The organism is Marinobacter lacisalsi (assembly GCF_042651045.1).
Classification (GTDB): domain Bacteria; phylum Pseudomonadota; class Gammaproteobacteria; order Pseudomonadales; family Oleiphilaceae; genus Marinobacter; species Marinobacter lacisalsi.
The window spans coordinates 62,469-86,242 of sequence record NZ_JBHSDI010000059.1; the positions used below are offsets into that span (position 1 = coordinate 62,469).

The following is a 23,774-nucleotide window of genomic DNA, read 5'->3' on the forward strand; positions in this document are numbered from 1 at the left end:
GCCAGAGGACATAACAAGATGAATATCCTGATTATTGGCAACGGCGGTCGCGAACACGCCCTGGCCTGGAAAGCCGCCCAGTCGCCGCACGCCGACCGGGTGTTCGTGGCACCGGGCAATGCCGGCACCGCTCTGGAACCACGCCTGGAAAACGTCTCCATTGACGTGATGGACCTGGACGCCCTGGCCGACTTCGCCGCCACCCACGAGGTGGGGCTGACCATTGTCGGCCCGGAAGCGCCCCTGGTGGCGGGCATTGTGGATCGGTTCGAGGCCCGTAACCTGCGGGTGTTCGGCCCTACCGAGGGCGCCGCCCAGCTGGAAGGCTCCAAGGCCTTCACCAAGGATTTCCTGGCCCGCCAGAAAATTCCGACAGCCGCCTACGCCAACTTCACCGATGTTGACCAGGCCCTGGCCTATGTCCGTGAACAGGGCGCCCCCATTGTCGTCAAGGCCGATGGCCTGGCCGCCGGCAAGGGCGTGATCGTTGCCATGACCCTGGAAGAGGCGGAGGCCGCCATTCGCGATATGCTGGCGGGTAATGCCTTCGGCGATGCCGGCAGCCAGGTGGTCATCGAGGAATTCCTCGAAGGGGAGGAAGCCAGCTTTATCGTTGTGGTGGATGGCGAGCATGTCGTGCCCATGGCCACATCCCAGGACCACAAGCGTGTGGGCGATGGTGATACCGGCCCCAACACCGGTGGCATGGGGGCCTACTCCCCGGCCCCGGTGGTCACCGCTGATGTGCATCAGCGCATCATGGACGAGGTGATCTATCCCACCGTCCGGGGCATGGCGGCCGAAGGTCATCCTTATAAGGGTTTCCTCTACGCCGGCCTGATGATCGACGACAGCGGCGCACCCAAGGTCATCGAGTTCAACTGCCGCTTCGGCGACCCGGAAACCCAGCCCATCATGCTGCGCATGCAGTCAGACCTGGTGGAACTGTGCAACGCGGCTATTGATGGCCGCCTGGACCAGTGTGAGTCGCGCTGGGATGATCGGGCTGCCGTCGGCGTGGTACTGGCCGCTGGTGGCTACCCGGGCAGCTATAGCAAGGGTGACGCCATCTCAGGCCTGCCGGAAACGGAAACCGCCGGCGAAAAGGTGTTTCACGCCGGCACCCGCATGCAGGGGGAGCACGTGGTCACCAGCGGCGGCCGCGTACTGTGTGCCACTGCCCTGGGCGACTCCGTCACCGAGGCCCAGAAACGGGCCTACGAGCTGGCTGACCGCATCCATTGGGACGGTGCCTTCTGTCGTAAAGACATCGCCTACCGGGCCATCGTCCGGGAGTCCGCTCAAGGCTGACCAGTCGTTCAGCGATCACCGGGCCCGGTTAACGACATCGGGCCCCGGTTCACGCTAGAATCGATACCGGGATGCACAATATCGTTGTCAGTCAGGGACTTTCCTTCCAATGTCAGAAGCCCTCTGGATTACCTTTGCCTTTTCCCTGGGACTGCTCGTCAAGTTCATCGGGCTACCGCCCCTGGTAGGCTACCTGGCTGCCGGCTTCCTGCTCAGCGGATTGACCGAGTTTACACCATTGGTGGCGGAAGACACCGACGCCCTCAATCACATTGCGCACCTGGGCGTCCTGCTGCTGTTATTCACCGTGGGCCTGAAGCTGAAGCTCAAGTCCGTTATCAGCCCCGAAGTGATCGGCGGCAGCCTGCTGCACTTCGGCATTACCTGCGCGGTGTTTGCACCCGGGCTCTACTACATTGCCGGCGTGGACTGGAGAACCGCCATTCTGCTTGCGGTGGCGCTGTCCTTCTCCAGCACGGTACTGGCGGCGAAAGTTCTCGAGGCCAAACGGGAGCTACGGGCCTTCCATGGGCGCGTGGCCATCGGCATCCTGATCATGCAGGACCTTATTGCCCTGGCGGTCATGAGTATTGCGGCGGGCAAGACGCCCTCCTACTGGGCGGTGGTGCTCTTCGCCCTGCCCCTGTTGCGCCCGTTTCTGTACCGGCTTCTCGACGCCAGCGGCCACGATGAACTGCTGGTATTGCTGGGGTTGCTGCTGGCGCTGGTGATTGGGGGGCTCGGTTTTGAAGCCCTGGGGCTGAGTTCAGAGCTGGGGGCGCTGATCTTTGGTGCCATGCTCGCCAATCACCCGCGCGCTCAGGAGCTGTCCAAATCCCTGTGGAGCGTGAAAGAAATATTCCTGGTGGGCTTTTTCCTTCAGATCGGTATCGGCGGCCTGCCGGATGCCACGGCCATGGGTTATGCCCTGGTCGCCTTTCTGGTGCTGCCACTCAAGGGCATCCTGTTTTTCGTCCTGCTACTACTGTTCCGCCTGCGCGCCCGCAGCAGCTTTCTGTCCAGTCTGGCCCTCACCAACTACAGCGAGTTTGGCCTGATTGTGGCCAGTGTCGCTCTGCCGGACTGGCTGGTGCCGCTGGCCATTGCCGTCTCGCTGTCATTCATCGTATCTGCGCCGCTCAATCGTCTGGCACACCCCCTCTATGAACGACTGGCCCATCGGCTGGCGCCGCTGGAAAGCAGTCGCCGTCACCCCGACGAACAGCCGGTTTCCCTGGGCGATACCCGGGTGCTGGTGATGGGCATGGGGCGCACCGGTACCGCGGCCTACGACCGACTGCAGGAAGAGGAACCCAACCTGATGGGCCTGGACTCGGATCCGGCCAAGGCGCAACAACACGCGGACAAGGGCCGTAACGTGGTGTTCGCCGACGCCGAGGACACCACCTTCTGGGAGGGCCTGCACATGCCCCGGCTGGAAGCCGTCATCCTGGCCATGAACGATATCGAGGGCAAGGTGATTGCCGCACGCATGCTGCGCAAAAAGGGCTTCTCCGGGTATGTGGTCGCCCATACCGGCTATGCGGATGAGGCAGACAAGATTCGCGAGGCGGGCGCCGATGAGGCCTTCCTGACCATGAGTGAAACCGGGGTTGCCCTGGCCAGCCACCTGACCGACCGTCGACATCCTGCCCCCAGCAGCGGCGCTTCCTGATGGATACCCAGTCCAGCTCGCTCCACGAGGAACGTCTGGACCGGGTGGCCGACCTGATCCGCAGGTCCGGCGCGAAAAGCGTCGTCGACCTGGGTTGCGGCAGCGGCTCGCTGCTGCGTCGACTGGTGCGGGAGCCGGTCTATACCCGGATCACCGGCCTGGAACAGTCCGGGGTTTCTCTAAGGCAGGCCCGGACAATGCTGGATGACATTGCGCCCGGAGAACCCCGGCTGTCCCTCCTGCAGGGCAGCTACCTGGACAGCGACCTGGAACTCTCCGGCTTCGACGCAGCCGCCATGGTGGAGACCATTGAGCACGTATATCCCGGCCGGCTATCGGAGGTCCAGCGGGCAGTCTTTGAGCACTATCGCCCCGGCTGGCTGGTGATGACCACCCCCAACGCTGAATACAATCCGCTGTACGGCTTACGACCCGGTGAATTTCGCGACCCGGACCACAGGTTCGAATGGAACCGCGACAAGTTCCGCAAATGGTGCACCACGACCGCGAAACAGTCCGGCTACCAGGTAAGGTTCAGCGGTATCGGTGAGGACGACCCGGAGTGCGGGCCGCCAACGCAGGTGGCGGTGTTTACCCGCCTGTAAAGGGTATTTGCGGCAGAAGAAAGGGAAAAACGTTTAGCCACGGACGCTCACGGACACTCACGGACAAATACAACAGAACTTATCTTCTCGTCCGTGTGGGTCCGTGAGCGTCCGTGGCGAACGATTTTTATCTTTTCCCGTGTTCTGCCGTGGATTCCGAGGCTAAACATCAGTCAATCCCGCGGCGCATACTCCAGCACGTCGGAATAGAAATCAGACTCCGGCAGGCCCACTTCGATCAGGGCGTCCATCAGGGTATAGACCATCACCGGTGAACCGCTGGCCATGACCTGGACGTTGCTCCAGTCGGTACCGGAGCGGAGCACGGCATCCACCAGCTGATCGTGGTGGCCACTCCAGTCGTTGTCGTCGTTGTCACCCACGACCGGCACAAAGGTGAAAGGCTCCCATTCCCGTTCCCAGGTCTCCGCCAACTCCCTGAGGTACATGTCCTCCGGGCGGCGCACGCCCCAGTAGAGCGTCGCGGGCTGGTCGTAACGGGTTTCCCGCAGGTAGTCCACCATGCTCTTGACCTGGGCAAAGCCGGTTCCGGCAGCCACGAACAGCAGGGGCTTTTCCGGAGCCACCGCCAGGCAGGCCTTGCCGTGGGGCAGCGCCACGGTCACTTCCGGCCCCTTGATGATGGCATCAATCACCTTCTGGGCCGACACCCACTCCGGGGTTGCCTGGATATGAAGCTCGATCGCCTGGGCCAGGGGGCTACTGGCAATGGAGAAGTAACAGGGCTCGGCATCCGGGAGGTTGACCGAAAGATACTGGCCCGCGTGAAAGCTGACCTCCCGGCGACGGTTCAGCTGCAGTTCCACACGATAGACATCGTGGCTGATGGAACGCACGTCGGCGACTTTGGCCTGAAAGGTCTTGGGCGGATTCTGTCCGGCGGCCATAACGGTGTCTATCTCCAGTTCCAGGTCGGTGAGGGCCTCGGTACGGCACATCATCAGGCGGTCACCGACCTTGATGGTCTGTTGGTTTCGGGTATTGAGAGCCTCGCCGGCAAGCAGGCGAGCCTCGCAGATTTCGCACACACCGTTGCGACACGAGGCCGGCACGGCGATACCGGCGCTGGCTGCGGAGCTCAGCAGATCCTCGCCGGAACGGCACCTGAAGCCTAGTAGAGAGGGCCGCAGTATCGTACGAAATGCATGTCTGGCCATATCACTCGGGGCGACGGTGCGGGGTTTCAATCCCCAGGCTGTCCCATTTTTCGTCCACCCGGCGCTTGACCTCGTCGTCCATGGTGATGGGAGTACCCCATTCCCGATCGGTTTCACCCGGCCACTTGCTGGTGGCATCAAGGCCCATCTTGGAGCCGAGGCCGGATACCGGTGAGGCAAAGTCCAGGTAGTCGATCGGGGTATTCTCCACCAGGGTGGTATCCCGTGACGGATCCATGCGGGTGGTCATGGCCCAGACAACGTCGTTCCAGTCCCGGGCATTGACGTCGTCGTCGGTGACAATCACAAACTTGGTGTACATGAACTGGCGCAGGAATGACCATACGCCCATCATCACCCTTTTGGCATGACCCGGGTACTGCTTTTTCATGGTGACCACCGCCAGCCGGTAGGAACAGCCTTCCGGCGGCAGATAGAAGTCGACAATTTCCGGGAACTGCTTCTGCAGGATGGGAATGAAGACCTCGTTCAGCGCCACACCCAGGATGGCCGGCTCGTCCGGCGGTCGCCCGGTGTAGGTACTGTGGTAGATAGGGTCCTTCCGGTGACTGATTCGCTCCACGGTGAACACCGGGAACTCGTCCACTTCATTGTAGTAGCCGGTGTGGTCACCGAACGGCCCTTCCGGGGCGGTGTCATCCGGGTAGATAAAGCCTTCCAGCACGATCTCGGCGCTGGCTGGCACCTGCAGGTCGCTCAGGCCCGCCTTGACCAGTTCGGTACGCGCCCCTCTCAACAAGCCGGCAAAGGCATATTCCGACAGGGTATCCGGCACCGGCGTGACCGCCCCCAGGATGGTGGCCGGGTCGGCGCCCAGGGCCACCGCCACCGGGAAGGGCTCACCGGGATGGGCCCGCTGCCATTCCTGGAAGTCCAGCGCACCACCACGATGGCTGAGCCAGCGCATGATCAGGCGGTTCCTGCCGATCACCTGCTGCCGGTAGATACCGAGGTTCTGACGCTCCTTGTGGGGTCCGCGGGTGATTACCAGGGGCCAGGTTACCAGCGGGCCGGCGTCCCCCGGCCAGCAATGCTGGACCGGAATCCTGCCCAGATCCACCTCGTCCTTCTCCAGGACCACCTCCTGACAGGGCGCCGAGCGCAACACCTTGGGGCTCATACGCATCACCTGCCGGAACAGCGGGAGCTTCTCGATGGCGTCCCGGAAGCCCTTGGGAGGATCCGGCTCCTTCAGATAGGCCAGCAACTTGCCCACATCCCGCAGCGCCGTGACACTGTCCTGACCCATGCCCATGGCGACCCGCTTCGGGGTGCCGAACAGGTTACCCAATACGGGCATGTCGTAGCCTTTGGGGTTTTCAAACAACAACGCCGGCCCGCCGGCCCGCAGGGTGCGGTCGCAGATCTCGGTCATTTCCAGGTAGGGGTCAACTTCCACGGAAATACGCGTCAGCTCACCCTGTTGTTCAAGCTGTGCCAGGAAGTCACGTAGGTCGTTGTATTTCATGGATGGCTCCGATTCAGTCGGAAGTCATACGATCGGCTGGAAGAGTCAGACTTCCGCCCGGCATGGCTCGCCGGGCGGAGAGGCCTTCCCGTACCAGGGGTACAGGAGGATCAGGCTGGTTTAACGACGCTTCATGGACTGGAAGAATTCGTCGTTGGTCTTGGTTTCCTTGAGCTTGTCCAGCAGGAACTCGATGGACGCCGTGTCATCATCCATGGAGTGCAGCAGCTTGCGCAGGATCCAGATCCGCTGAATGTCAGCCTCGGTCATCAGCAGGTCCTCACGACGGGTGCCGGAGCTGCGGATGTTGAGGGCCGGGTACACACGCTTTTCCGCGATCTTGCGATCCAGGTGCACTTCCATGTTACCGGTGCCCTTGAACTCCTCGTAGATGACCTCGTCCATCTTGGAGCCGGTGTTCACCAGTGCGGTCGCCAGGATGGTCAGGCTGCCGCCCTCTTCCACGTTACGGGCCGCACCGAAGAAGCGCTTGGGCTTTTCCAGGGCGTGGGCGTCAACACCACCGGTCAGTACCTTGCCGGATGACGGAATAACCGTGTTATAGGCGCGAGCCAGACGGGTAATGGAGTCCAGCAGGATGACCACATCCTTCTTGTGCTCCACCAGGCGTTTCGCCTTCTCGATCACCATTTCCGCCACCTGGACGTGACGGGCCGGGGGCTCGTCAAAGGTGGAGGCGATGACCTCACCGCGAACGGTGCGCTGCATCTCCGTCACTTCCTCCGGACGCTCATCAATGAGCAGCACCATTACATGGCACTCGGGGTTGTTACGGGTGATGGCCTGGGCAATGCCCTGCATCAGCAGCGTTTTACCAGCCTTGGGCGGGGATACGATCAGGCCGCGCTGCCCCTTGCCGATGGGCGCCACCAGGTCGAGCACCCGGGAGGTCAGGTCTTCAGTGCTGCCGTTGCCTGCCTCGAGTATCAATCGCTCATCCGGGAACAGCGGAGTCAAATTCTCAAACAGAATCTTGTTGCGGGCGTTGTCCGGCTTGTCAAAGTTGATTTCGTTAACCTTGAGCAGCGCAAAGTAGCGCTCGCCGTCCTTGGGGGGCCGGATCTTTCCGGCAACGGTGTCACCGGTACGGAGGTTGAAGCGGCGGATCTGGCTCGGGGACACGTAGATGTCGTCCGGGCCCGCCAGATAGGAGGCGTCTGCAGAGCGAAGGAAGCCGAAGCCATCCTGCAGGATTTCCAGTACGCCGTCGCCGTATATGTCCTCGCCACTTTTCGCATGCTTCTTCAGGATCGTGAAAATCACGTCCTGCTTGCGCGAACGGGCCAGGTTTTCCAGGCCCATTTCCGCCGCAATATCGAGCAATTCGGGCATGGACTTCTGCTTGAGTTCGGTCAGATTCATAATTTGTAGGATTATCAGGAATGGAAGTAAGCGATAGTTGGTATGACAGGGAAGCCCCTGAACGGATTGATCAGATAAACACTAAATAAAGTTGATGCTGGCCAGATGGAGCAACCGGTGGTGATGGATTCCGGAAAAGTGTTGAGGCCAGGGACAAGGAGAACAACCGTTCGCCAAGCAAACAGGATAATCGACTACCTATAGCGTGCCTGTCAAGTGTTGCCGTCCAATTTCGCATCGGATTTTCCACGATGGCACCTGGTTCTCAGTGGATCTATGGCCATTACAGGGAGGATACCACCTACGCCCGTTGGGGTATTCCCTTCCAATGCCGGCTGCCAATACGGATACTGTCACCATAGAATCGAACACAATGCGGAGACTTCCATGAGCAGCACACCCACCGGTGAACTGACCCCCCTCAATATCGCCTTGCTGACCGTGTCTGACACCCGGGGCCCGGACGAGGATACGTCAGGTCAATACCTGGAAGACCAGTTAACGGCCACCGGTCACCGGCTCGCCGCCCGTCGCATGCTGCCGGACGACGTCTACCTGGTGCGGGCGCTGATGTCACGCTGGATCGCCGACCCTCAGATCCACGCCATCATGATTACCGGCGGCACCGGCTTCCATGAGCGCGACAGCACCCCGGAAGCGGTCGCCCCTCTGCTGGACAAGACCATTGACGGGTTCGGGGAAGAATTCCGGCGCCTGTCACAACAGGACATTGGCACCTCCACCATCCAGTCCCGCGCCTTCGGTGGCCTGGCCAACCACACGGTCATTTTCTGCCTGCCCGGATCCACCGGTGCCTGTCGCACTGGCTGGGAGGGCATTCTCAATACCCAGCTGGACAGCCGCCACGGGCCGTGCAATTTCTCGGCTCTGGTGCAGCGCAAACCGGAGCGCCCCCTGCACCGCGTTGATGAGAAAATCGGCGACAGGACGCTGGGCTGATGGCGGGCCAGGATCTGACCTCCCTCGACGACGCCCTCACCCACATTCTGGCCCGGGCCCGGGTGCTGACACAGACCTGCACCCTGCCCCTCCACCAGACACTGGGGCGGGTACTGGCAGCCGATATAGCGGTGCCGGCGGATGTACCACCAGCGGACAACAGCGCCGTTGACGGCTATGCCGTGCGCGCATCGGATCTGACGGATCACACGGTTCTGCCGGTGTCCGGCCGGGTAGCCGCGGGCGAGCCACCCGGGGAGCTTACCCCCGGCACTGCGGTACGCATCTTTACCGGGTCGGAAATCCCCGCCGGGGCCGATTCCGTGGTCATGCAGGAACGCACCCAGCAACAGGGTGACGGCATTACGGTTACCGCCGCAGTGGACACCGGCCAGAACATCCGGCGCCAGGGCCAGGACCTGAAACAGGGCGACACAGCCCTGTCCGCGGGCACGCCCATTCGCCCCCAGGAGATGGGGTTGCTGGGCTCCATGGGCATTGGTGAGGTCACGGTTCTTCGCCGCCTGAAGGTGGCAGTGTTTTCCACCGGCGACGAGTTGGTGGATCCGGGGCAACCACTGCAACCCGGCCAGATCTACAACACCAATCGTTTCACTCTGACCGGGCTGCTGGAAGCGGTGGGGTGCGAGATCACCCGTTGCGACACCCTGCGTGACGAACGGGATGCCACCCGAGACAGCCTGCTGGCAGCAGCTGAAGAGGCGGACCTGATCATTACCAGCGGCGGCGTATCGGTGGGCGAGGAAGATCACGTGCGGGCAGTGCTGGAGGAGAAAGGCGAACTGTCCCTGTGGCGACTGGCCATCAAGCCGGGTAAGCCCCTGGCGTTTGGCGCCATTGGCGGCACCCCGGTCCTGGGCCTGCCCGGGAACCCCGCTGCCGTTCTGGTGACATTCCTGGTGGCAGGGCTGCCCTACATTCGTCACTGTCAGGGTAACCGCCGCTACCGCCCCCTGGGCGAGCCGCTGGCGGCCGGCTTTACGGTGGACAAACCTTCTGTGCGGCGGGAGTTCCTCAGGGCCCGCAAGGAGGCCGGGGCGAACGGGGTGGTCGTGGAAGCCTACCCCAACCAGAGTTCCGGGGTGCTGAGTTCCGCCTGCTGGGGCGATGGCCTGGCCGTCGTGCCTGAGAACACCACGGTCGCCCCGGGCGATACCATTCGCTACTATTCATTCAGTGAACTGCTCGGGTGAGACCATGACCGACAACACGGTAACCATTCGCTATTTCGCACGCCTGCGGGAAGAGCTGGATACGGACGGTGAATCCCTGCCCTGCAACGGACCCCAGACTGCTGGCGACCTGCTGACACACCTGGCCAGCCGGGGCGGCCGCTGGCAGCAGCTGGCGCACGGTCAGCCGGTGATGATTGCGGTCAACCAGGCCATGGCCAGACCCGAAACGCCGGTTCAACCCGGGGATGAGGTGGCATTTTTCCCTCCGGTAACAGGGGGCTGACGATGACCGAGGTTCGTGTCGGTGAGGCGGATTTTGACGTAGCCCATGAGTACGCCCGCCTGAGGGACAGCGGTGGCGGTACCGGGGCTATTGCAACTTTTACCGGGCTGGTGCGGGACAGTGGCGATCTGAGTGGCGTCACCGGCCTGTATCTGGAGCATTATCCGGGCATGACGGAGCAGGTGATCGAGGATCTGATCCGGCAGGCCCGGGAGCGCTGGGCGTTACGTAGTGTGAGGGTCATCCATCGGGTCGGCACCCTGAAACTCACGGATCAGATTGTCTTTGTGGGTGTGGCCAGTGCTCACCGTGAGGATGCCTTTGCCGCCTGTCAGTTTTTAATGGATATTCTCAAGACCAGTGTGCCGTTCTGGAAGAAGGAGCTGACGGAGTCTGGTGAGCATTGGGTTGAGCAGAAGGACACCGACGTTCAGCTTGGGGATCGTTGGGAGTCGTAGTTTTCCTGGCTGGTATTCGGGGGCTGGTCCCGCGGAGGGGAAAGTTTTTCTTCCGGGAAAAGAACTCGCTTCGCTCAGACACCTTTTCCCTGCAGAAAAGCCTCCCCCACCACGGAACCGACCAGACTAGAGTGCCTTGCGCCTTTAGTTAACCACTCGTTTTGTTGGCCAGCGGTTATTCTTCTCTCAGGCGGTTGATGTTGTCGAAAAGCGTTGGCGGCTCAATTGTCACAAACCTTGCCCCGGCCGCCTCGACGAACGCCATGACCTTCCGGTCACCCACCTTCAGTCTCTGTTCCAGCATGGGTACCAGTGATACCGGGTAGACCCCATGTAGCGGATGCAGTCTATCACCCGACCGGGCAACAACTGCCGAGCCGGGCCCGGTCTGGTAGGCATCGTAGAGCGTACGAAACAGCTCGGGGGTGACGTTGGGGGTATCGCAGGGGGAGGCCACGACCGCGTCAGCGCCAGACTCAGCCGCCGCCCGCAGCCCGGCCAGGAGACCGGCCATGGGGCCCTGCCACCGGAAACCGGCGGGGTCACCAACGAGGCGATCACTGTAGAGGCGATACTGCGCCAAGGAGCGGTTGGCACTGATCCATACGGGAGAGGCTACCGGCGCCAACGCATCCATAACCCTGGCCACCAGAGACCGGCCGTGCCAGTCCACCAGCCCCTTATCGACGCCGCCCATGCGGCGGCCTTCGCCTCCGGCCAGGATCAGGCCGGCAATGACCGATTCACTCATGCTCTCAACCATAAAAAAACCGCCCGTGAACCTGCTGTCCAGGGGCGGTTTTTGGCCAGCAACCGGAGATTACAGGTTGCTGTCGAGGAATGCGGCCAACTGGGACTTGGACAGGGCCCCTACCTTGGTGGCGTCCACGTTGCCGTTCTTGAACAGCATCAGCGTGGGGATGCCACGGATGTTGAACTTGGGCGGGGTCTGCTCGTTTTCGTCGATGTTCAGTTTGCAGACCTTGAGCTTGCCTTCGTACTCTTCGGCAATTTCCTCCAGTACCGGTGCAATCATCTTGCACGGGCCACACCATTCCGCCCAGTAGTCCACCAGTACGGGGGTGTCGGCGTTCAGAACGTCCTGATCAAAGGAATCGTCGGTTACGTTTACAATATTTCCGCTCATTACTGTTTCCTGATTCTGTCACCAGGCCGGTCTCACGATGATGCGAGGGGCACTTGGTGGTCTGGATCTTTTGACGGTGACCTCACCGTCGCGAATAAAATGTCGGGTGCTATGAAAAAGCGATCCCGTTACTTTACGCGATTTCTCGTCCGCCTGTGAAGCGTCCCTATGTGCAAACCCTGATGCTGGCCAGTGTCCCGGTTGGTGAATTCACTGATCTAATGAGCCACTGAGGGCCTTGAGAGCAAGGCGCGGTGGCGAAGGTTTGGTTGGGCCCAAATCGAGTCAGCGCAACACGGCTATCGAGGCCCTCAGTGGCTCCCACAGGGCGTCACGCAGTAGGTCAGAGAATTCACCAACCGGGACACCACCCCGTTACTGACAGGCTGGCACGGTTTCGCTTATAGTACCGGCTGTGGCGTTTCACGGGCAATGCGACGCACTATAAATCGTGGCAAGAGGATTTCAAGACACGTGACGGCTTCAGACAACGCCAACGCCTCCGAGCTGCTTGCAGCCATCGACATGGGCTCCAACAGCTTTCACATGGTGGTGGCGCGCCAGGTTCACGGCGAGATACGAACCCTCGAGAAAATGGGTGAGAAGGTCCAGCTGGGAGCCGGGCTGGATGAACACAACAACCTCACCGAGGAAGCCCAGCAGCGGGGCCTGGACTGCCTTCGGCGCTTTGCCCAGCGACTCAGCGGCATGCCCCAGGAAGCGGTGCAGGTTGTCGGCACCAACGCCCTGCGGGTAGCCCGCAATGCCAACGACTTTATTGCCCGCGCCGAGGAGGTGCTGGGCTACCCGGTCGAGATCATTGCCGGCCGGGAGGAAGCCCGCCTGATCTACCTGGGTGTCTCCCACACCCTGTCCGATGACACCGGTCGTCGCCTGGTGATTGACATCGGTGGCGGCAGTACCGAGTTCATCATCGGCGAGCGCTTTGAAACCCAGGCCCTGGAAAGCCTGCACATGGGCTGCGTGTCCTTTCGCAACCGCTACTTTCCCGACGGCAAGATCAACCGCCGGCAGATGGACCAGGCGGTCACCCATGCCTCACAGGAACTGCTCAATATCCGCTCCCGCTACCGGGAGCTGGGCTGGCACAGCTCGGTGGGGTCATCCGGTTCCATCAAGGCGGTGGCCAGTGTGCTGGCGACCCTGCGCATTACCGATGGCACCCTCGACCTCAAGAGTATGCGCGAACTTCGCCGTCGGCTGATCGACATGGGCCATGTGCGCCGGCTTGCCGACCTGGGGGTACGCACCGACCGCCAGAGTATCTTCCCGGCGGGCTTCGCCATCCTGCTGGCGGCGTTCGAGTCTCTCGGCATTGAGTCCATGACCTATGCCGACGGCGCACTCCGGGAAGGCCTGCTATACGACATTCTCGGACGCATACAGCACGAGGATGTCCGCGAACGAACCATCAGCGCCCTGCAGGAGCGCTATCACCTGGACCAGCGCCATGGCGAAGCGGTCGAGGCTTCCGCCATGGCACTCTGGCAGGCGGTATGCCGCGACTGGGACATTGATACGATGGCGGACGAGGAGCTACTGCGCTGGGCGGCCCGGCTCCACGAAATAGGCCTGACCATCTCCCACAGCCAATACCACAAACATGGCGCCTATCTGCTGCGTTATTCCGACCTGCCCGGATTCACCCAACAGTTCCAGCAGGAGCTGGCCACCCTGGTACGGGCGCATCGCCGCAAGTTCAGCACATCGATCTTTGACGGCTTTTCAACCGACGATGCCAACCGGCTGAAGCGCCTGGCGGTGCTGCTCCGGCTGGGTGTTCTGCTGCAGCACGCCCGCAATTACGATCCGCCTCCCGCCGTCAAAGCCAGAGCGTCGGGAAAACAGCTGACACTGATCTTTGATGAGGAATGGCTCAGCGATCGGCCGCTGACCCTGGCGGACTTCGAGAACGAACGGGAGTACATCGGCCGGCAGGGGTTCGCCCTGGATATCCAGACCCGCTGACTAGTGTCCCGTCTGACTAATTCCTTAACCTACTGAGCTTCTGAAAAGCCGAAGAGCCAGGCGTGCTGGTGAAGGTTTGGTGGCTCCAAATCGAGCCAGCAGAACGACGCTATTCGGTTTTTCAGAAGCTCCCGAAGGGCTTGCCTCTGAGGACTCTGAGCCTGTGTTGCCAGTCTTTGATGTGGAACCACCACACCTGCAGACTGGCGCCTTGGTCAGAGTCCTCAGAGGCAAGCAGTAGATTAAGGAATTAGTCAGACGGGACACTAGGGATCAATCCAGCTGGGCCTCCAGTTCTTCCAGCTTCTCTCCGGTTTCCAGCCAGCTGGCTTCGGCCTCGTCGAGGGCAGCCCGGGCAGACGACTGCGCCGCCAGCAACTCCTTGAGCCGCTCCTTGTTACCCGCCTCGTACAGCGAGGCGTCGGACAGGGCATCTTCCAGCTCCGCCAGTTTCGCCTGCGCCGCCTCCATGGCCTTTTCCGCCCGGGCCAGCTGTTTCTTCCAGGGGCTCAGCTGCTGGCGCAGTTCCGCCTGTTCCCGCTTGCGGGCCTTGCGCTGGTCGGCGGTCAGGCCTGTACCGGCATCGGCCTGGGGCGTCCCTGTTTCCCGCCGCGGCGGCTGGTCATCGTCTTTGCGGCGATCGGCCAGCCAGCGTTCGTAATCTTCCAGGTCCCCTTCATAGGGCGCCACGGTGCCATCGGTAACCAGCCAGAACTGATCCACAGTGTTGCGTAACAGATGCCGGTCGTGGGAAACCACCACCATGGCGCCCTCGAAATTCTGCAGCGCCATGGTCAGCGCCTGGCGCATTTCCAGATCCAGGTGGTTGGTGGGCTCGTCCAGCAGCAACAGGTTGGGTTTCTGCCAGGCAATCACGGCCAGGGCCACCCGCGCCTTTTCTCCGCCAGAGAAGGAGCGGATCGGCGAGAGGGCTTCGTCGCCATGGAAGTCGAAGCCGCCAAGGAAATTGCGCACGCTCTGTTCCGAGGCCTTCGGGGCCAGCCGCTGCAGATGGAGGAACGGGCTGGCGTCCAGATCCAGCGATTCCAGCTGATGCTGGGCGAAGTAGCCAATAGCCAGGTGCTCGCCACAGGTGCGTTCACCACCGAGGAGCGTGGCCTCTCCGCGCAGGGCATCCATGAGCGTGGACTTGCCGGCACCGTTGGGGCCCAACAGGCCGATGCGGCTACCAGGCAGCAGGGTCAGATTCAGATCGGAAAGCACCACCGTATCACCATGTCCCGCCTTGCCGTGGCGCATCGACAGCAAGGGGTTGGAGACCTTGTCCGCCATGGGAAAGCTAAAGCTGAACGGTGAGTCAATGTGGGCCGGCGCTATCTGCTCCATTCGCTCGAGGGACTTGACCCGGCTCTGGGCCTGGCGGGCTTTGGTGGCCTGGGCCCGGAACCGGTCGATAAAGCGCTGGATCTCGGCGATGCGGGCCTGCTGTTTCTCGTAGTTGGCCTGCTGTTGCGCCAGCCGTTCGCTGCGCTGGCTTTCAAAGGCGGAATAGTTGCCGCTGTACTGGACCAGCTGTCGGCGATCGAAATGGATGATGTGAGTGGCCACCCGGTCCATGAAGTCCCGGTCGTGGGAGATAAACAGCAGCGTGCCCGGGTAGCGGGCCAGCCAGTTCTCCAGCCACAGACAGGCGTCCAGGTCCAGGTGGTTGGTGGGCTCGTCCAGCAACAACAGGTCGGATGGTTTCATCAGTGCCTGGGCCAGGTTCAGCCGGATCCGCCAGCCACCGGAAAAGGACGACACCGGGCGGTCCGCATCACCGTCCACAAACCCCAATCCACGAATCAGCGTCTCCGCCCGCCGGGGTGCCGACCAGGCCTCGTGCACATCCAGTTCGCCGTGAATCCGGGCCATCCCATGGTCATCGCCCGCTGCCTCTGCCGCCGCCAGTTCCGCCTCCAGCTCCCGCAGTCGGGTGTCACCATCAAGCACGAAATCCCGCGCGCTGCGGGGCGACGCCTCCACTTCCTGCGCCATATGGGCGATGCGACAGCCGCCAGGCAGGCTCACGCTGCCCTGCTCCGGGCTCAGTTGCCCCAGTAATAACTGGAAAAGGCTCGACTTTCCCGCCCCGTTGGCACCAACAATGGCGACACGCTGGCCGGGCTGGATAGTGACGCTGGTGGACTCTAGTAACCAGACGCCACCGCGTTGTAAACTGAGATCGGTTATCGTAAGCATCGCGGGATTATAACGTCCCGATCGGACTGGTGTCCCGTTTGGTTGATTGTCAGCAGGTCAGCGAATGAACCAAACGGCGGACCAGGCGTCAGTCATCCGGTGGGATGAACGAAGAGCGGGTAATGTCGGACGGGGAAATCCACAACAACGGGCCGGAGACAGACACACCACTCTGGCGTTTTGCCCTGTCGCTCTGGCAACAGGAAGCCGCCCGCAACCTGTGCCTGGCCCTGCAGGAACAGGGCTGGAGTGTCACCCGGCTACTCTGCGCGGGCTGGCTTGCCAGCCAGGGCCTGGCCTATACCGGCAGCGAGCCGCAAGCCATTGGGCAATGGCGCCGGAATGTGACGGAGTCGATACGATCTCTGAAGAAATCCCTGAATAAATCGGATAGCCTGCTCATCCCTTTGAGGGAGAGCCTGGCAAGGGCCGAGCTGGAAGCCGAACGAATCGAGCTGTACCGGGCATGGCTGGTAATAAGGCAAAGCGACCTTGCCGGCATGCCTGAGGAAGGGGACCGGATGGAGGCCAATCTCCGGCAGGCTGCCCCGGCAACCAACGGCAGCAACCACGAGACGACGGAGCCCATGATCAGACATCTGGCACAGCTCATGATGACCACTTCCGCCGGGCAGCGCCACCGACAGGGGAGCCAGCAGACATGACCCGCTGGCTGATCCGGCTCGCCTTCCCCGCCCTCGCGGTACTGATGGGGCTTATCGTCTATGGCGTAAAGGCGCCGGACAACCCTGCCGGCCCGACTCCGGAACATCGGCAATCCAGCACCATACCGTCCTTCGAGGCCGTGGTTCCTGCCCCGGTCACCCCGGAAGGGCCGGACATCGTTTTCAAGTGGCAGGACGACGATGGCAGCTGGCACTATGCCGATCAGCCACCATCCGAGGGCCCATGGTACACCCTGGCGATTGAGCCCGGCCGGGAAACCCAGCCGGTAACCCCCGACAGCCCCGATCCGGCCGACGATGACCTGGACTCGCCCTATACCGCTCCATTTTCCCTGGACCCCGGTTATCCCCGGAACGGTAGCTGAGCAGCCATTCCCGCCGTTCCAGAATTACGACACCGTCAGTGGTATCAGACTCTTAAAGACGTTACCTTTGGTCCTCGTAATGACTCTCCAGACAACACATTCAATCTGACAGGAACGATCATGAAGAAATCGCTTATTGCCCTCTCTATTGCCGGCCTGCTCGCCGGTTGTTCAGCGGGCACACAGACTCCCGAGGTAACCCAGGCGCCCCTGGAAACCAACAGCGAGAAAGTCAGCTACGGCATGGGCATCGTCTTCGCGGAGCGCATCAAGAATGACCTCCCGGACCTGGAACTGGACCAGTTCATCGAAGGTTTCCGCCATGGTCACGCCGGTGGCGATCAGGCCCGCCTGACCCGTGAGGAAATCCAGGACGCCATGCTGGCCTACCAGCAGGAGATGCAGGAGAAGCAACAGCAGGAAATGGAACAGGCCGCTACCGAGAATCAGGAAAAGGGTGAGGCCTTCCTGGCAGAGAACGCTGAACGTGAGGAGGTCATGACCACGGATTCCGGCCTTCAGTATGAAGTGCTGGAAGAAGGCGAGGGTGAGAAGCCTGGTCCCGAGGACGAAGTGAAAGTCCACTATACCGGCGAACTGCTTTCCGGTGAGGTCTTTGACAGCTCCCGTGAACGGGGCGAGCCAGTCACCTTCCGCCTGAACCAGGTGATCACAGGCTGGACCGAAGGCCTTCAGCTGATGAGCGAGGGCAGCCGTTACAAGCTGTATATTCCGTCTGACCTGGCCTATGGCCCCGGCGGCAACATGGGCATTGGCCCGAATGAAACCCTGGTGTTTGATGTGGAGCTTCTGGAAGTGAACCCGGGGGCGGAGCAAGAGTAAGCCAGACGGCTCTGAAAGCATAAGAAAGGGCGGCCCGAGAGCCGCCCTTTCTGTTTCACAACTCAACAGTACGTTCAGGCCGAGGAAGGCACCTTGCCGGCGTGAGCGTTGTGCAGGTGTTCGATCAGAAAATCTTCCAGCTCGAAACGGGTCTCCAGGGCTTCACCCAGCCGGGACAACTCCGTCATCAGGTCATCCATTTCCGCCTCTGCCGGGCGTTTGCCGTCCACCCGCTCGTTGAAGTCCAGCACCACCTCGGTGGTCTCGCTGATTCGGGGGTAAACGCGCCCAGCCAGTTCAATGCCGCCGTCATCGAATTCACGGGCTTCCTGGATCAGCTGCTCATAGATCTCGAAGTGACCGGCAGAGGTGTAATCCACCAGGATCTCACAGAGCCGCTCGAGCTTCTTGCCCAGATCTTCCGATGCGGTACCCCGCGCCGTATCCGAGAGATCGCAGTAATGAACCAGTAGTTCCTGGCGCTCCTTGAGCCAGCGGTCTATCAGCTGGTGGACGCCCCCCCAGCGTTCCTTCGCATTCTGGCAGTTGTCTAACATGGTGCCTCCCGGGCGGAGTTTTTATTGGGTGTTGGCTTAATGCGTTGGCTTGGCATCAACGTGGTAAACCAAGTTACCCCAATTCGGATCGACCGGGCAAGCATCAAAGAGCAGCCTGGGGGAGACTCCGTACCACAGCCGCCAGATCCGTCCAGGGATGCGTCATAATGGGGCGCGGCGAGTGTTGCGTATGACGAGAACAAAAGCGCCCCGCCGGGGTGGCAGGGCGTACTGGTTGCCACAAAAATCACCTTTAACGGGGCCAGGCACCCTCAGCGATTACCGGCAGGGCCTCGTATCAGGCCAAACAGAATAGCCAGACCAGCCAACACGATCAGGGTAAAGAACACCGCCGTCCAGCCCGGAATACTGAGCCCCAGGAAGGTCCAGATCACCTTGGCGCAGTCGCCGGTGCCCTTGAGGGCCATGGCCAGAACATCCATCAGCGGGAACACCTGCAGCATGAAATCAACGGAACCACCACAGGCCGGCACCTGGTCCTCCGGCAGACTCTGCAACCACAACTGCCTGCCAGCAAGCCCGACACCGATACCCGCGGCGACGGACAGCAGGAAGCCATAGATCCGGCCACCGATATCACCCGGGTTATGGAGGAAGGCCACCAGGGCCACCGCGGCCACCCCCATAAAGGCGAAACGCTGCAGCCAGCAAAGCGGACAGGGCTCCAGGCCCATGACATGCTCCATGTAGAACGCCACAGCCAGCAACCCGGCGGGAACCAGAAACGCGAAGAGAAAAATCAGCCTGCGCATGTAAACAATAACCTCCTGCCAAAGCCCTGCCGCAGTGGCCCGTAATGGCTGCATCAGCCTTCGGGCCCTGTTATTCTGCGAACCAGACTTCCATGAAAAATGAACCAGGAACGCCGATAATGAATCGACCCCATACCCTGTGGATCAGCCTGCTCCTGGCCGCTGCCCTCTCACTGCCCGCCCTGGCGGCGGATGAAGAGGAAGCACCGGAGAACGACGAGGAAACCACCGAAAGCTACACCGAATATGTGGAAATGACACCGTCATTCGTCACCCATGTCGGTGAACCCACTGAACGCCCCGCCTACCTCAAGGCCGATGTCAGCCTGCGGGTCGGCACCGAAACTGCCAAGGCTGCCATTGAAACCCACATGCCACGCCTGCGCCATGAACTGGTCATGCTTTTTGGCGAACAGACCGACCTGGATGCGCTGTCCGGCCATCAAGGCCAGCAGGCGGTGCGACAGGCAGCCCGCGACCGGATGAACCAGGTGCTGGAGGAACAGCAGACCGGTGAAGAGATTGTCGACGTACTGTTCACTTCGTTCGTGATCCAGCGTTAATCGGAGCAGACTCTCACTGGTTCAGCAGGTCAGTGAATTCACCGAACGGGGCACCAGACCGCCGCTGTGACCATCAACTGGCCAGATAGTTCTCCAGGAACTGTGCAAAGCTGGCCTTGTCGGCTTCTTCCATGGCGCGCTGCTCCTCGAGGGATTCACGGGTCATCCGCTCGAAATCGGCACGCACCCGCTCATCCGGCACGGCATCCTGGAGGGCCTTCTGGTGCTCCCGGGACAGTGCCAGGGTCCAATCCCGGTGCCCGCGCCCGGTCTCTTCCATGGCGGCGACAACCCGGGCCGAAGGCAGCAGGGCGGGGTCCTCAACCTTGTCGCGCTGAACTGCCAGGGCTTCCCGGTAGCGCGTACCGCCCTGCCAGTGATCAAGCTGCTCCGCCAGCTCCCCGAGACCATCCAGGGCTTCCCGCGCGGCATCCATGACCGGGGTGGTCTGGTCGCAGCGGGTCAGTCGCAGCTCGGGGTTGCGCCCCTCGTTGATCACATCCTTGTAGTTATCATCCAGCCGCTCGCATTCTTCATCACCAATACGCGGGCTGTCTCTCAACAGGCACCCCAGCAGGAACAGGTCCAGGAAATCCACCTGGGGGGCGTTCAGGCCCAGCGGCGAGAACGGATCAAGATCCAGGCAGCGCACCTCGATGTACTCCACGCCCCGGTCATCCAGGGCCTGAATGGGCTTCTCACCCCGCTCGGTAGTGCGCTTCGGGCGCACAGCACTGTAGTACTCGTTCTCGATCTGGAGGATGCTGGTGTTGAGCTGGATGAACTGGTCCCCCCGGCGGGTACCAATCTTCTGGTATTCGGGCCAGTCGGTGTGGATGGCACGGTCCAGGGTTTCCGTGTAGGTCTTCAGTTCGTTGAAGCAGATGTTCAGCGATGACTGGGCGTTATTGTGGTAACCCAGGTCGCCCATACGCAGGGACGTGGCCTGGCGACCGAACCAGGAGTCTTTCCCCAGGGGTGCCAGCTGATGCTTCATGCCTCTCACGAAGCTGGCGTCCAGTGCCGGCGACGCCCCGAACAGCAACATCAGCAGCCAGCTGTGGCGACGGAAGTTGCGGATCAGCCAGAAATACTGGTCCGACTTGAAGTCCTTGAGAGACTGGTTGTTGTCCAGCTGCTGCTGCCACTTCTGCCAGAAGCTGTCCGGCAACGACAGGTTGTAGTGGGCACCGGCGATGCTCTGCATCATGCGCCCGTATCGCACTGCCAGCCCCTGGCGGTAGACATGCTTGAGCTGACCGATATGGGAGTTGCCGTACTCGGCAATGGGGATGCTGGGGTCGCCATCCAGCTCACAGGGCATACTGGCGGACCAGAGGACTTCGTCGCCCAGGTGCTGGTGCACGAACCAGTGGATATCCCGCAGTGAAGCCAGCATCTCCTCGGTGCTGCGGCACACCGGCGTGATCAGCTCCATCAGTGACTCGGAATAGTCGGTGGTGATGCGGGGGTGCGTCAATGCCGAACCCAGCGCCACGGGGTGGGGTGTCTGGGCAATATAACCATTGCGGTCCACCCGCAAGCCTTCTTTCTCGGCTCCTTTCAGGAAACCGTCCCAGTCACTGGCCGTGAGCTGTGAAAACAGCGCCTGGCGCGATGCAGCCATGGTTGACTCCTATGATCACCCGAAAACGGCCCGATCGCCGTTGCGGACAATGTGTGGGGCTTCTGGCAGCAGCCAGTCGTCAGTGCGCTGTCAGAAGCTCAAAAGCATATGGGGGCAATCACCCCCATATCAATCGTTAGCGCTTGTCCTTGGCTGAGGCCATGGCCTGGGCCAGCGCACCGGCCATGGCGCCCTGGGGCTGCTGCGGCTTGCCCTTTCCGCTCTGGCGGGGCCCGGCACCCTGACGGGGCCTGCCGGAAGCCTTGCGGTCGCCCTGCCCCCGCTCCGGGCGGTTGCTTTCACCGGGCTTGTCGTCCAGTCGCATGGACAGGCCGATCCGTTTGCGGGGGATGTCGACTTCCATCACCTTGACCTTGACGATGTCGCCGGCCTTGACCACTTCCCGCGGGTCCTTGACGAACTCGTGGGACAGGGCCGAGATATGCACCAGGCCGTCCTGATGGACACCGATATCCACGAAGGCACCGAAATTGGTGACGTTGGTCACCGACCCTTCCAGGGTCATGCCCGGCTTCAGGTCGTTCAGGGTCTCCACCCCTTCCTGGAAACTGGCGAAACGGAATTCCGGGCGCGGGTCCCGGCCCGGCTTCTCCAGCTCCGCGATGATGTCGCGGATAGTAAGAACGCCAAACTGTTCAGTGACATAGTCTTCCGGGTTCAGGGAACGCAGGAAGCTGACATCACCAATAAGGTCCGCCACCTTGCGACCGTTCTTCTGTGCAATCGCCTCTACCACACCGTAGGCTTCGGGGTGCACGGCGGAGCGGTCCAACGGGTTCTCTCCCCGGCTGATCCGCAGGAAGCCGGCCGCCTGTTCGAACGTCTTGGGACCCAGGCGGGGCACCTCCAGCAGCTGCTTTCGGCTATGGAAACCACCGTTGCGGCTGCGGAAATCAATGATGTTTTCGGCCGTGCCGGGGTTGAGCCCGGATACCCGTGACAATAGCGGTGCGGAAGCCGTGTTCAGATCCACCCCGACGCCGTTCACACAGTCCTCCACCACGGCATCCAGGCTGCGGGCCAGCTGTACCTGGGAGACATCGTGCTGATACTGGCCCACGCCGATGGACTTGGGCTCGATCTTGACCAGCTCTGCCAGTGGGTCCTGCAGGCGGCGGGCAATGGATACGGCACCACGGATAGTGACATCCAGGTCCGGCAGCTCCCGGGACGCAAACTCGGAGGCGGAATAGATCGACGCGCCGGACTCACTGACCACAATGCGATTGAGCTTGAATTCCGGATAACGTTTGCACAGGTCACCGACCAGTTTTTCCGTTTCCCGGGAGGCGGTGCCGTTACCGATGGCCACCAGTTCAACGTGGTATTGCCGGCACCATTTGGCAAGCTGCTCAATGGACTGGTCCCACTGGTTTTTCGGAGCATGGGGGTAGATGGCGCCGTGACCGGCCACCTGCCCTGTGGCGTCGATAATCGCCACCTTCACCCCGGTGCGCAGGCCCGGGTCCAGGCCCAGGGTGGCGCGGGGGCCGGCCGGAGCCAGCAGTAGCAGGTCCTTCAGGTTGTTGGCGAATACCTGGATCGCTTCGGCTTCGGCGGCTTCACGGACCTGGGCCATAAGGTCGGTTTCCAACTGGGTGGACAGCTTGACCCGCCAGGTCCAGCGCACCACCTCTGCCAGCCAACGGTCTGCCAGGCGGCCGTCATCGCGGATGCGCCAGTGGGCGGCGATCTTCCCTTCCGCCGGGTGCGGCACGCGACGGTCCTCGCTCTCCCCTTCCACGGTAATGCCATAGGTGAGAATGCCTTCGTTGCGTCCCCGCAACACCGCCAGGGCCCGGTGGGACGGCATTTTCCTCAGGGGCTCCCGGTGGTCGAAGTAGTCCCGGAACTTGGCGCCCTCATTCTCCTTGCCTTCAATCACGGTGACCTTCAGTTCACCGTCACGCCACAGATACTCCCGCAACTGACCCAGCAGTTCGGCATCCTCGGCAAAACGCTCCATCAGGATATTGCGGGCCCCCTCAAGGGCCGACTTGACGTCTTCCACGCCCGCTTCCGGATTGAGAAAGCCGGCCGCCACGGCTTCCGGATCCTGGGTCGGGTCATCGTAGAGCGTGTCCGCCAGTGGCTCCAGGCCGGCCTCGCGGGCAATCTGGGCCTTGGTACGACGCTTGGGCTTATAGGGCAGGTAAAGGTCTTCCAGGCGGTTCTTGGTATCCGCCTCGTTGATAGCGGCCCTGAGTTCGTCCGTCAGCTTGCCCTGCTCGTCAATGCTGTTGAGGATCGTTTCCCGGCGATCTTCCAGTTCCCGCAAATAGCGCAGTCGCTCTTCCAGGTTCCGCAGCTGGCTGTCGTCCAGCTCTCCGGTGACTTCTTTCCGGTAGCGGGCGATAAAGGGCACGGTGGCACCCTCGTCCAGCAGGGCAATGGTGGCATTTACCTGTTGTTCACGAACGCCAAGTTCTTCGGCAATAAGGGCGGGAATACGGATCATGCTGT

General features: G+C 61.7%; 22 protein-coding genes. 12 read left to right on the plus strand and 10 right to left on the minus strand.

Annotation, left to right across the window (positions count from 1 at the left end; genetic code table 11):
• Positions 1-18 precede the first annotated feature (18 nt).
• The 3 genes from purD (at position 19) to ACFOZ5_RS16615 (ending at position 3,591) form a co-directional block, all read left to right on the plus strand.
• A complete protein-coding gene (purD, locus tag ACFOZ5_RS16605; RefSeq protein ID WP_379889346.1) occupies positions 19-1,311 on the plus strand; it encodes a phosphoribosylamine--glycine ligase in 1,293 nt (430 codons plus the stop codon).
• A 109-nt stretch (positions 1,312-1,420) separates the two neighbouring features.
• Positions 1,421-2,986 carry a cation:proton antiporter domain-containing protein gene (locus ACFOZ5_RS16610; RefSeq protein ID WP_379889348.1) on the plus strand — a complete coding sequence of 522 codons (1,566 nt, stop codon included), beginning with the start codon at positions 1,421-1,423 and terminating at the stop codon, positions 2,984-2,986.
• Positions 2,986-3,591, plus strand: coding sequence for a methyltransferase domain-containing protein (locus ACFOZ5_RS16615; RefSeq protein ID WP_379889350.1), 606 nt, complete (start codon positions 2,986-2,988; stop codon positions 3,589-3,591). Before ACFOZ5_RS16610 ends, ACFOZ5_RS16615 begins: the two co-directional genes overlap by 1 nt.
• Positions 3,592-3,764: 173 nt before the next feature.
• Here ACFOZ5_RS16615 and ACFOZ5_RS16620 read toward each other — a convergent pair whose 3' ends face one another.
• The 3 genes from ACFOZ5_RS16620 to rho form a co-directional block, all read right to left on the minus strand.
• Positions 3,765-4,769, minus strand: a complete 1,005-nt coding sequence (locus tag ACFOZ5_RS16620; protein WP_379889352.1) for a 2Fe-2S iron-sulfur cluster-binding protein — start codon at positions 4,767-4,769, stop codon at positions 3,765-3,767.
• 1 nt (position 4,770) lies between these two features.
• Positions 4,771-6,258: a 4-hydroxy-3-polyprenylbenzoate decarboxylase gene (gene ubiD, locus ACFOZ5_RS16625; RefSeq protein WP_379889354.1), complete on the minus strand. Its 1,488-nt coding sequence runs from the start codon at positions 6,256-6,258 to the stop codon at positions 4,771-4,773.
• A 120-nt stretch (positions 6,259-6,378) separates the two neighbouring features.
• Positions 6,379-7,641 carry a transcription termination factor Rho gene (gene rho, locus ACFOZ5_RS16630; protein WP_379889356.1) on the minus strand — a complete coding sequence of 421 codons (1,263 nt, stop codon included), beginning with the start codon at positions 7,639-7,641 and terminating at the stop codon, positions 6,379-6,381.
• Between the two features lie 387 nt (positions 7,642-8,028).
• Between rho and moaB the strand changes: the two genes are divergently transcribed.
• From moaB to ACFOZ5_RS16650, 4 genes are read left to right on the plus strand one after another with little or no spacing between them, the layout of a single operon-like run.
• Positions 8,029-8,601: a molybdenum cofactor biosynthesis protein B gene (gene moaB / locus ACFOZ5_RS16635; protein ID WP_379889358.1), complete on the plus strand. Its 573-nt coding sequence runs from the start codon at positions 8,029-8,031 to the stop codon at positions 8,599-8,601.
• The gene (locus ACFOZ5_RS16640) at positions 8,601-9,815 is read left to right on the plus strand and encodes a molybdopterin molybdotransferase MoeA (RefSeq protein ID WP_379889360.1); all 1,215 of its coding nucleotides are present in this window, start codon (positions 8,601-8,603) and stop codon (positions 9,813-9,815) included. Before moaB ends, ACFOZ5_RS16640 begins: the two co-directional genes overlap by 1 nt.
• Before the next feature lie 4 nt (positions 9,816-9,819).
• The gene (gene moaD, locus ACFOZ5_RS16645; RefSeq protein ID WP_379889362.1) at positions 9,820-10,080 is read left to right on the plus strand and encodes a molybdopterin converting factor subunit 1; all 261 of its coding nucleotides are present in this window, start codon (positions 9,820-9,822) and stop codon (positions 10,078-10,080) included.
• A 2-nt stretch (positions 10,081-10,082) separates the two neighbouring features.
• On the plus strand, positions 10,083-10,538 hold the full coding sequence (locus ACFOZ5_RS16650) for a molybdenum cofactor biosynthesis protein MoaE (protein WP_379889364.1): 456 nt from the start codon (positions 10,083-10,085) through the stop codon (positions 10,536-10,538).
• 175 nt (positions 10,539-10,713) lie between these two features.
• Here ACFOZ5_RS16650 and mobA read toward each other — a convergent pair whose 3' ends face one another.
• Both mobA and trxA read right to left on the minus strand, forming a co-directional pair.
• On the minus strand, positions 10,714-11,289 hold the full coding sequence (gene mobA / locus ACFOZ5_RS16655; protein WP_379889366.1) for a molybdenum cofactor guanylyltransferase MobA: 576 nt from the start codon (positions 11,287-11,289) through the stop codon (positions 10,714-10,716).
• Positions 11,290-11,358: 69 nt separating this feature from the next.
• Positions 11,359-11,685 (minus strand): thioredoxin TrxA, encoded by a 327-nt coding sequence (gene trxA / locus ACFOZ5_RS16660; RefSeq protein WP_379889368.1) that lies wholly within the window; start codon positions 11,683-11,685, stop codon positions 11,359-11,361.
• Positions 11,686-12,159: 474 nt separating this feature from the next.
• On the opposite strand from trxA, the gene ppx reads away from it, so the two are divergent.
• On the plus strand, positions 12,160-13,674 hold the full coding sequence (gene ppx / locus ACFOZ5_RS16665; RefSeq protein WP_379889370.1) for an exopolyphosphatase: 1,515 nt from the start codon (positions 12,160-12,162) through the stop codon (positions 13,672-13,674).
• Positions 13,675-13,947: 273 nt separating this feature from the next.
• On the opposite strand, the gene ACFOZ5_RS16670 is transcribed toward ppx, so the two are convergent.
• Complete coding sequence (locus ACFOZ5_RS16670; RefSeq protein ID WP_379889372.1) at positions 13,948-15,876, minus strand: ATP-binding cassette domain-containing protein; 1,929 nt, start codon at positions 15,874-15,876, stop codon at positions 13,948-13,950.
• A gap of 122 nt (positions 15,877-15,998) precedes the next feature.
• Here ACFOZ5_RS16670 and ACFOZ5_RS16675 point away from each other — a divergent pair, with 122 nt between their 5' ends.
• The 3 genes from ACFOZ5_RS16675 to ACFOZ5_RS16685 all read left to right on the plus strand — a co-directional run bounded on the left by ACFOZ5_RS16675 (position 15,999) and on the right by ACFOZ5_RS16685 (position 17,770).
• Positions 15,999-16,541: a DUF2390 domain-containing protein gene (locus ACFOZ5_RS16675; protein ID WP_379889374.1), complete on the plus strand. Its 543-nt coding sequence runs from the start codon at positions 15,999-16,001 to the stop codon at positions 16,539-16,541.
• Positions 16,538-16,927 carry a DUF4124 domain-containing protein gene (locus tag ACFOZ5_RS16680; protein ID WP_379889376.1) on the plus strand — a complete coding sequence of 130 codons (390 nt, stop codon included), beginning with the start codon at positions 16,538-16,540 and terminating at the stop codon, positions 16,925-16,927. Before ACFOZ5_RS16675 ends, ACFOZ5_RS16680 begins: the two co-directional genes overlap by 4 nt.
• 120 nt (positions 16,928-17,047) lie before the next feature.
• Positions 17,048-17,770, plus strand: a complete 723-nt coding sequence (locus ACFOZ5_RS16685) for an FKBP-type peptidyl-prolyl cis-trans isomerase (protein ID WP_379889378.1) — start codon at positions 17,048-17,050, stop codon at positions 17,768-17,770.
• 74 nt (positions 17,771-17,844) lie between these two features.
• Here ACFOZ5_RS16685 and rsd read toward each other — a convergent pair whose 3' ends face one another.
• Both rsd and ACFOZ5_RS16695 read right to left on the minus strand, forming a co-directional pair.
• Positions 17,845-18,327: a sigma D regulator gene (gene rsd / locus ACFOZ5_RS16690; protein WP_379889380.1), complete on the minus strand. Its 483-nt coding sequence runs from the start codon at positions 18,325-18,327 to the stop codon at positions 17,845-17,847.
• 272 nt (positions 18,328-18,599) lie between these two features.
• On the minus strand, positions 18,600-19,100 hold the full coding sequence (locus ACFOZ5_RS16695; RefSeq protein WP_379889382.1) for a disulfide bond formation protein B: 501 nt from the start codon (positions 19,098-19,100) through the stop codon (positions 18,600-18,602).
• Between the two features lie 119 nt (positions 19,101-19,219).
• Between ACFOZ5_RS16695 and ACFOZ5_RS16700 the strand changes: the two genes are divergently transcribed.
• On the plus strand, positions 19,220-19,663 hold the full coding sequence (locus tag ACFOZ5_RS16700; RefSeq protein ID WP_379889384.1) for a flagellar basal body-associated FliL family protein: 444 nt from the start codon (positions 19,220-19,222) through the stop codon (positions 19,661-19,663).
• A 73-nt stretch (positions 19,664-19,736) separates the two neighbouring features.
• On the opposite strand, the gene gshA is transcribed toward ACFOZ5_RS16700, so the two are convergent.
• Positions 19,737-21,290, minus strand: a complete 1,554-nt coding sequence (gene gshA, locus ACFOZ5_RS16705; RefSeq protein WP_379889386.1) for a glutamate--cysteine ligase — start codon at positions 21,288-21,290, stop codon at positions 19,737-19,739.
• A gap of 136 nt (positions 21,291-21,426) precedes the next feature.
• Entirely contained in the window at positions 21,427-23,769 is a 2,343-nt protein-coding gene (locus ACFOZ5_RS16710) for a Tex family protein (RefSeq protein ID WP_379889388.1), read from the minus strand.
• Positions 23,770-23,774: the final 5 nt, after the last annotated feature.

What these genes read in the sequence shown, in the direction of transcription:
- purD (WP_379889346.1), top strand. Translation starts at nt 19, where the DNA reads ATGAATATCCTGATTATTGGCAACGGCGGTCGCGAACACGCCCTGGCC.
- ACFOZ5_RS16610 (WP_379889348.1), top strand. Translation starts at nt 1,421, where the DNA reads ATGTCAGAAGCCCTCTGGATTACCTTTGCCTTTTCCCTGGGACTGCTC.
- ACFOZ5_RS16615 (WP_379889350.1), top strand. Translation starts at nt 2,986, where the DNA reads ATGGATACCCAGTCCAGCTCGCTCCACGAGGAACGTCTGGACCGGGTG.
- ACFOZ5_RS16620 (WP_379889352.1), bottom strand. Translation starts at nt 4,769, where the DNA reads ATGGCCAGACATGCATTTCGTACGATACTGCGGCCCTCTCTACTAGGC.
- ubiD (WP_379889354.1), bottom strand. Translation starts at nt 6,258, where the DNA reads ATGAAATACAACGACCTACGTGACTTCCTGGCACAGCTTGAACAACAG.
- rho (WP_379889356.1), bottom strand. Translation starts at nt 7,641, where the DNA reads ATGAATCTGACCGAACTCAAGCAGAAGTCCATGCCCGAATTGCTCGAT.
- moaB (WP_379889358.1), top strand. Translation starts at nt 8,029, where the DNA reads ATGAGCAGCACACCCACCGGTGAACTGACCCCCCTCAATATCGCCTTG.
- ACFOZ5_RS16640 (WP_379889360.1), top strand. Translation starts at nt 8,601, where the DNA reads ATGGCGGGCCAGGATCTGACCTCCCTCGACGACGCCCTCACCCACATT.
- moaD (WP_379889362.1), top strand. Translation starts at nt 9,820, where the DNA reads ATGACCGACAACACGGTAACCATTCGCTATTTCGCACGCCTGCGGGAA.
- ACFOZ5_RS16650 (WP_379889364.1), top strand. Translation starts at nt 10,083, where the DNA reads ATGACCGAGGTTCGTGTCGGTGAGGCGGATTTTGACGTAGCCCATGAG.
- mobA (WP_379889366.1), bottom strand. Translation starts at nt 11,289, where the DNA reads ATGAGTGAATCGGTCATTGCCGGCCTGATCCTGGCCGGAGGCGAAGGC.
- trxA (WP_379889368.1), bottom strand. Translation starts at nt 11,685, where the DNA reads ATGAGCGGAAATATTGTAAACGTAACCGACGATTCCTTTGATCAGGAC.
- ACFOZ5_RS16670 (WP_379889372.1), bottom strand. Translation starts at nt 15,876, where the DNA reads ATGCTTACGATAACCGATCTCAGTTTACAACGCGGTGGCGTCTGGTTA.
- ACFOZ5_RS16675 (WP_379889374.1), top strand. Translation starts at nt 15,999, where the DNA reads ATGTCGGACGGGGAAATCCACAACAACGGGCCGGAGACAGACACACCA.
- ACFOZ5_RS16680 (WP_379889376.1), top strand. Translation starts at nt 16,538, where the DNA reads ATGACCCGCTGGCTGATCCGGCTCGCCTTCCCCGCCCTCGCGGTACTG.
- ACFOZ5_RS16685 (WP_379889378.1), top strand. Translation starts at nt 17,048, where the DNA reads ATGAAGAAATCGCTTATTGCCCTCTCTATTGCCGGCCTGCTCGCCGGT.
- rsd (WP_379889380.1), bottom strand. Translation starts at nt 18,327, where the DNA reads ATGTTAGACAACTGCCAGAATGCGAAGGAACGCTGGGGGGGCGTCCAC.
- ACFOZ5_RS16695 (WP_379889382.1), bottom strand. Translation starts at nt 19,100, where the DNA reads ATGCGCAGGCTGATTTTTCTCTTCGCGTTTCTGGTTCCCGCCGGGTTG.
- ACFOZ5_RS16700 (WP_379889384.1), top strand. Translation starts at nt 19,220, where the DNA reads ATGAATCGACCCCATACCCTGTGGATCAGCCTGCTCCTGGCCGCTGCC.
- gshA (WP_379889386.1), bottom strand. Translation starts at nt 21,290, where the DNA reads ATGGCTGCATCGCGCCAGGCGCTGTTTTCACAGCTCACGGCCAGTGAC.
- ACFOZ5_RS16710 (WP_379889388.1), bottom strand. Translation starts at nt 23,769, where the DNA reads ATGATCCGTATTCCCGCCCTTATTGCCGAAGAACTTGGCGTTCGTGAA.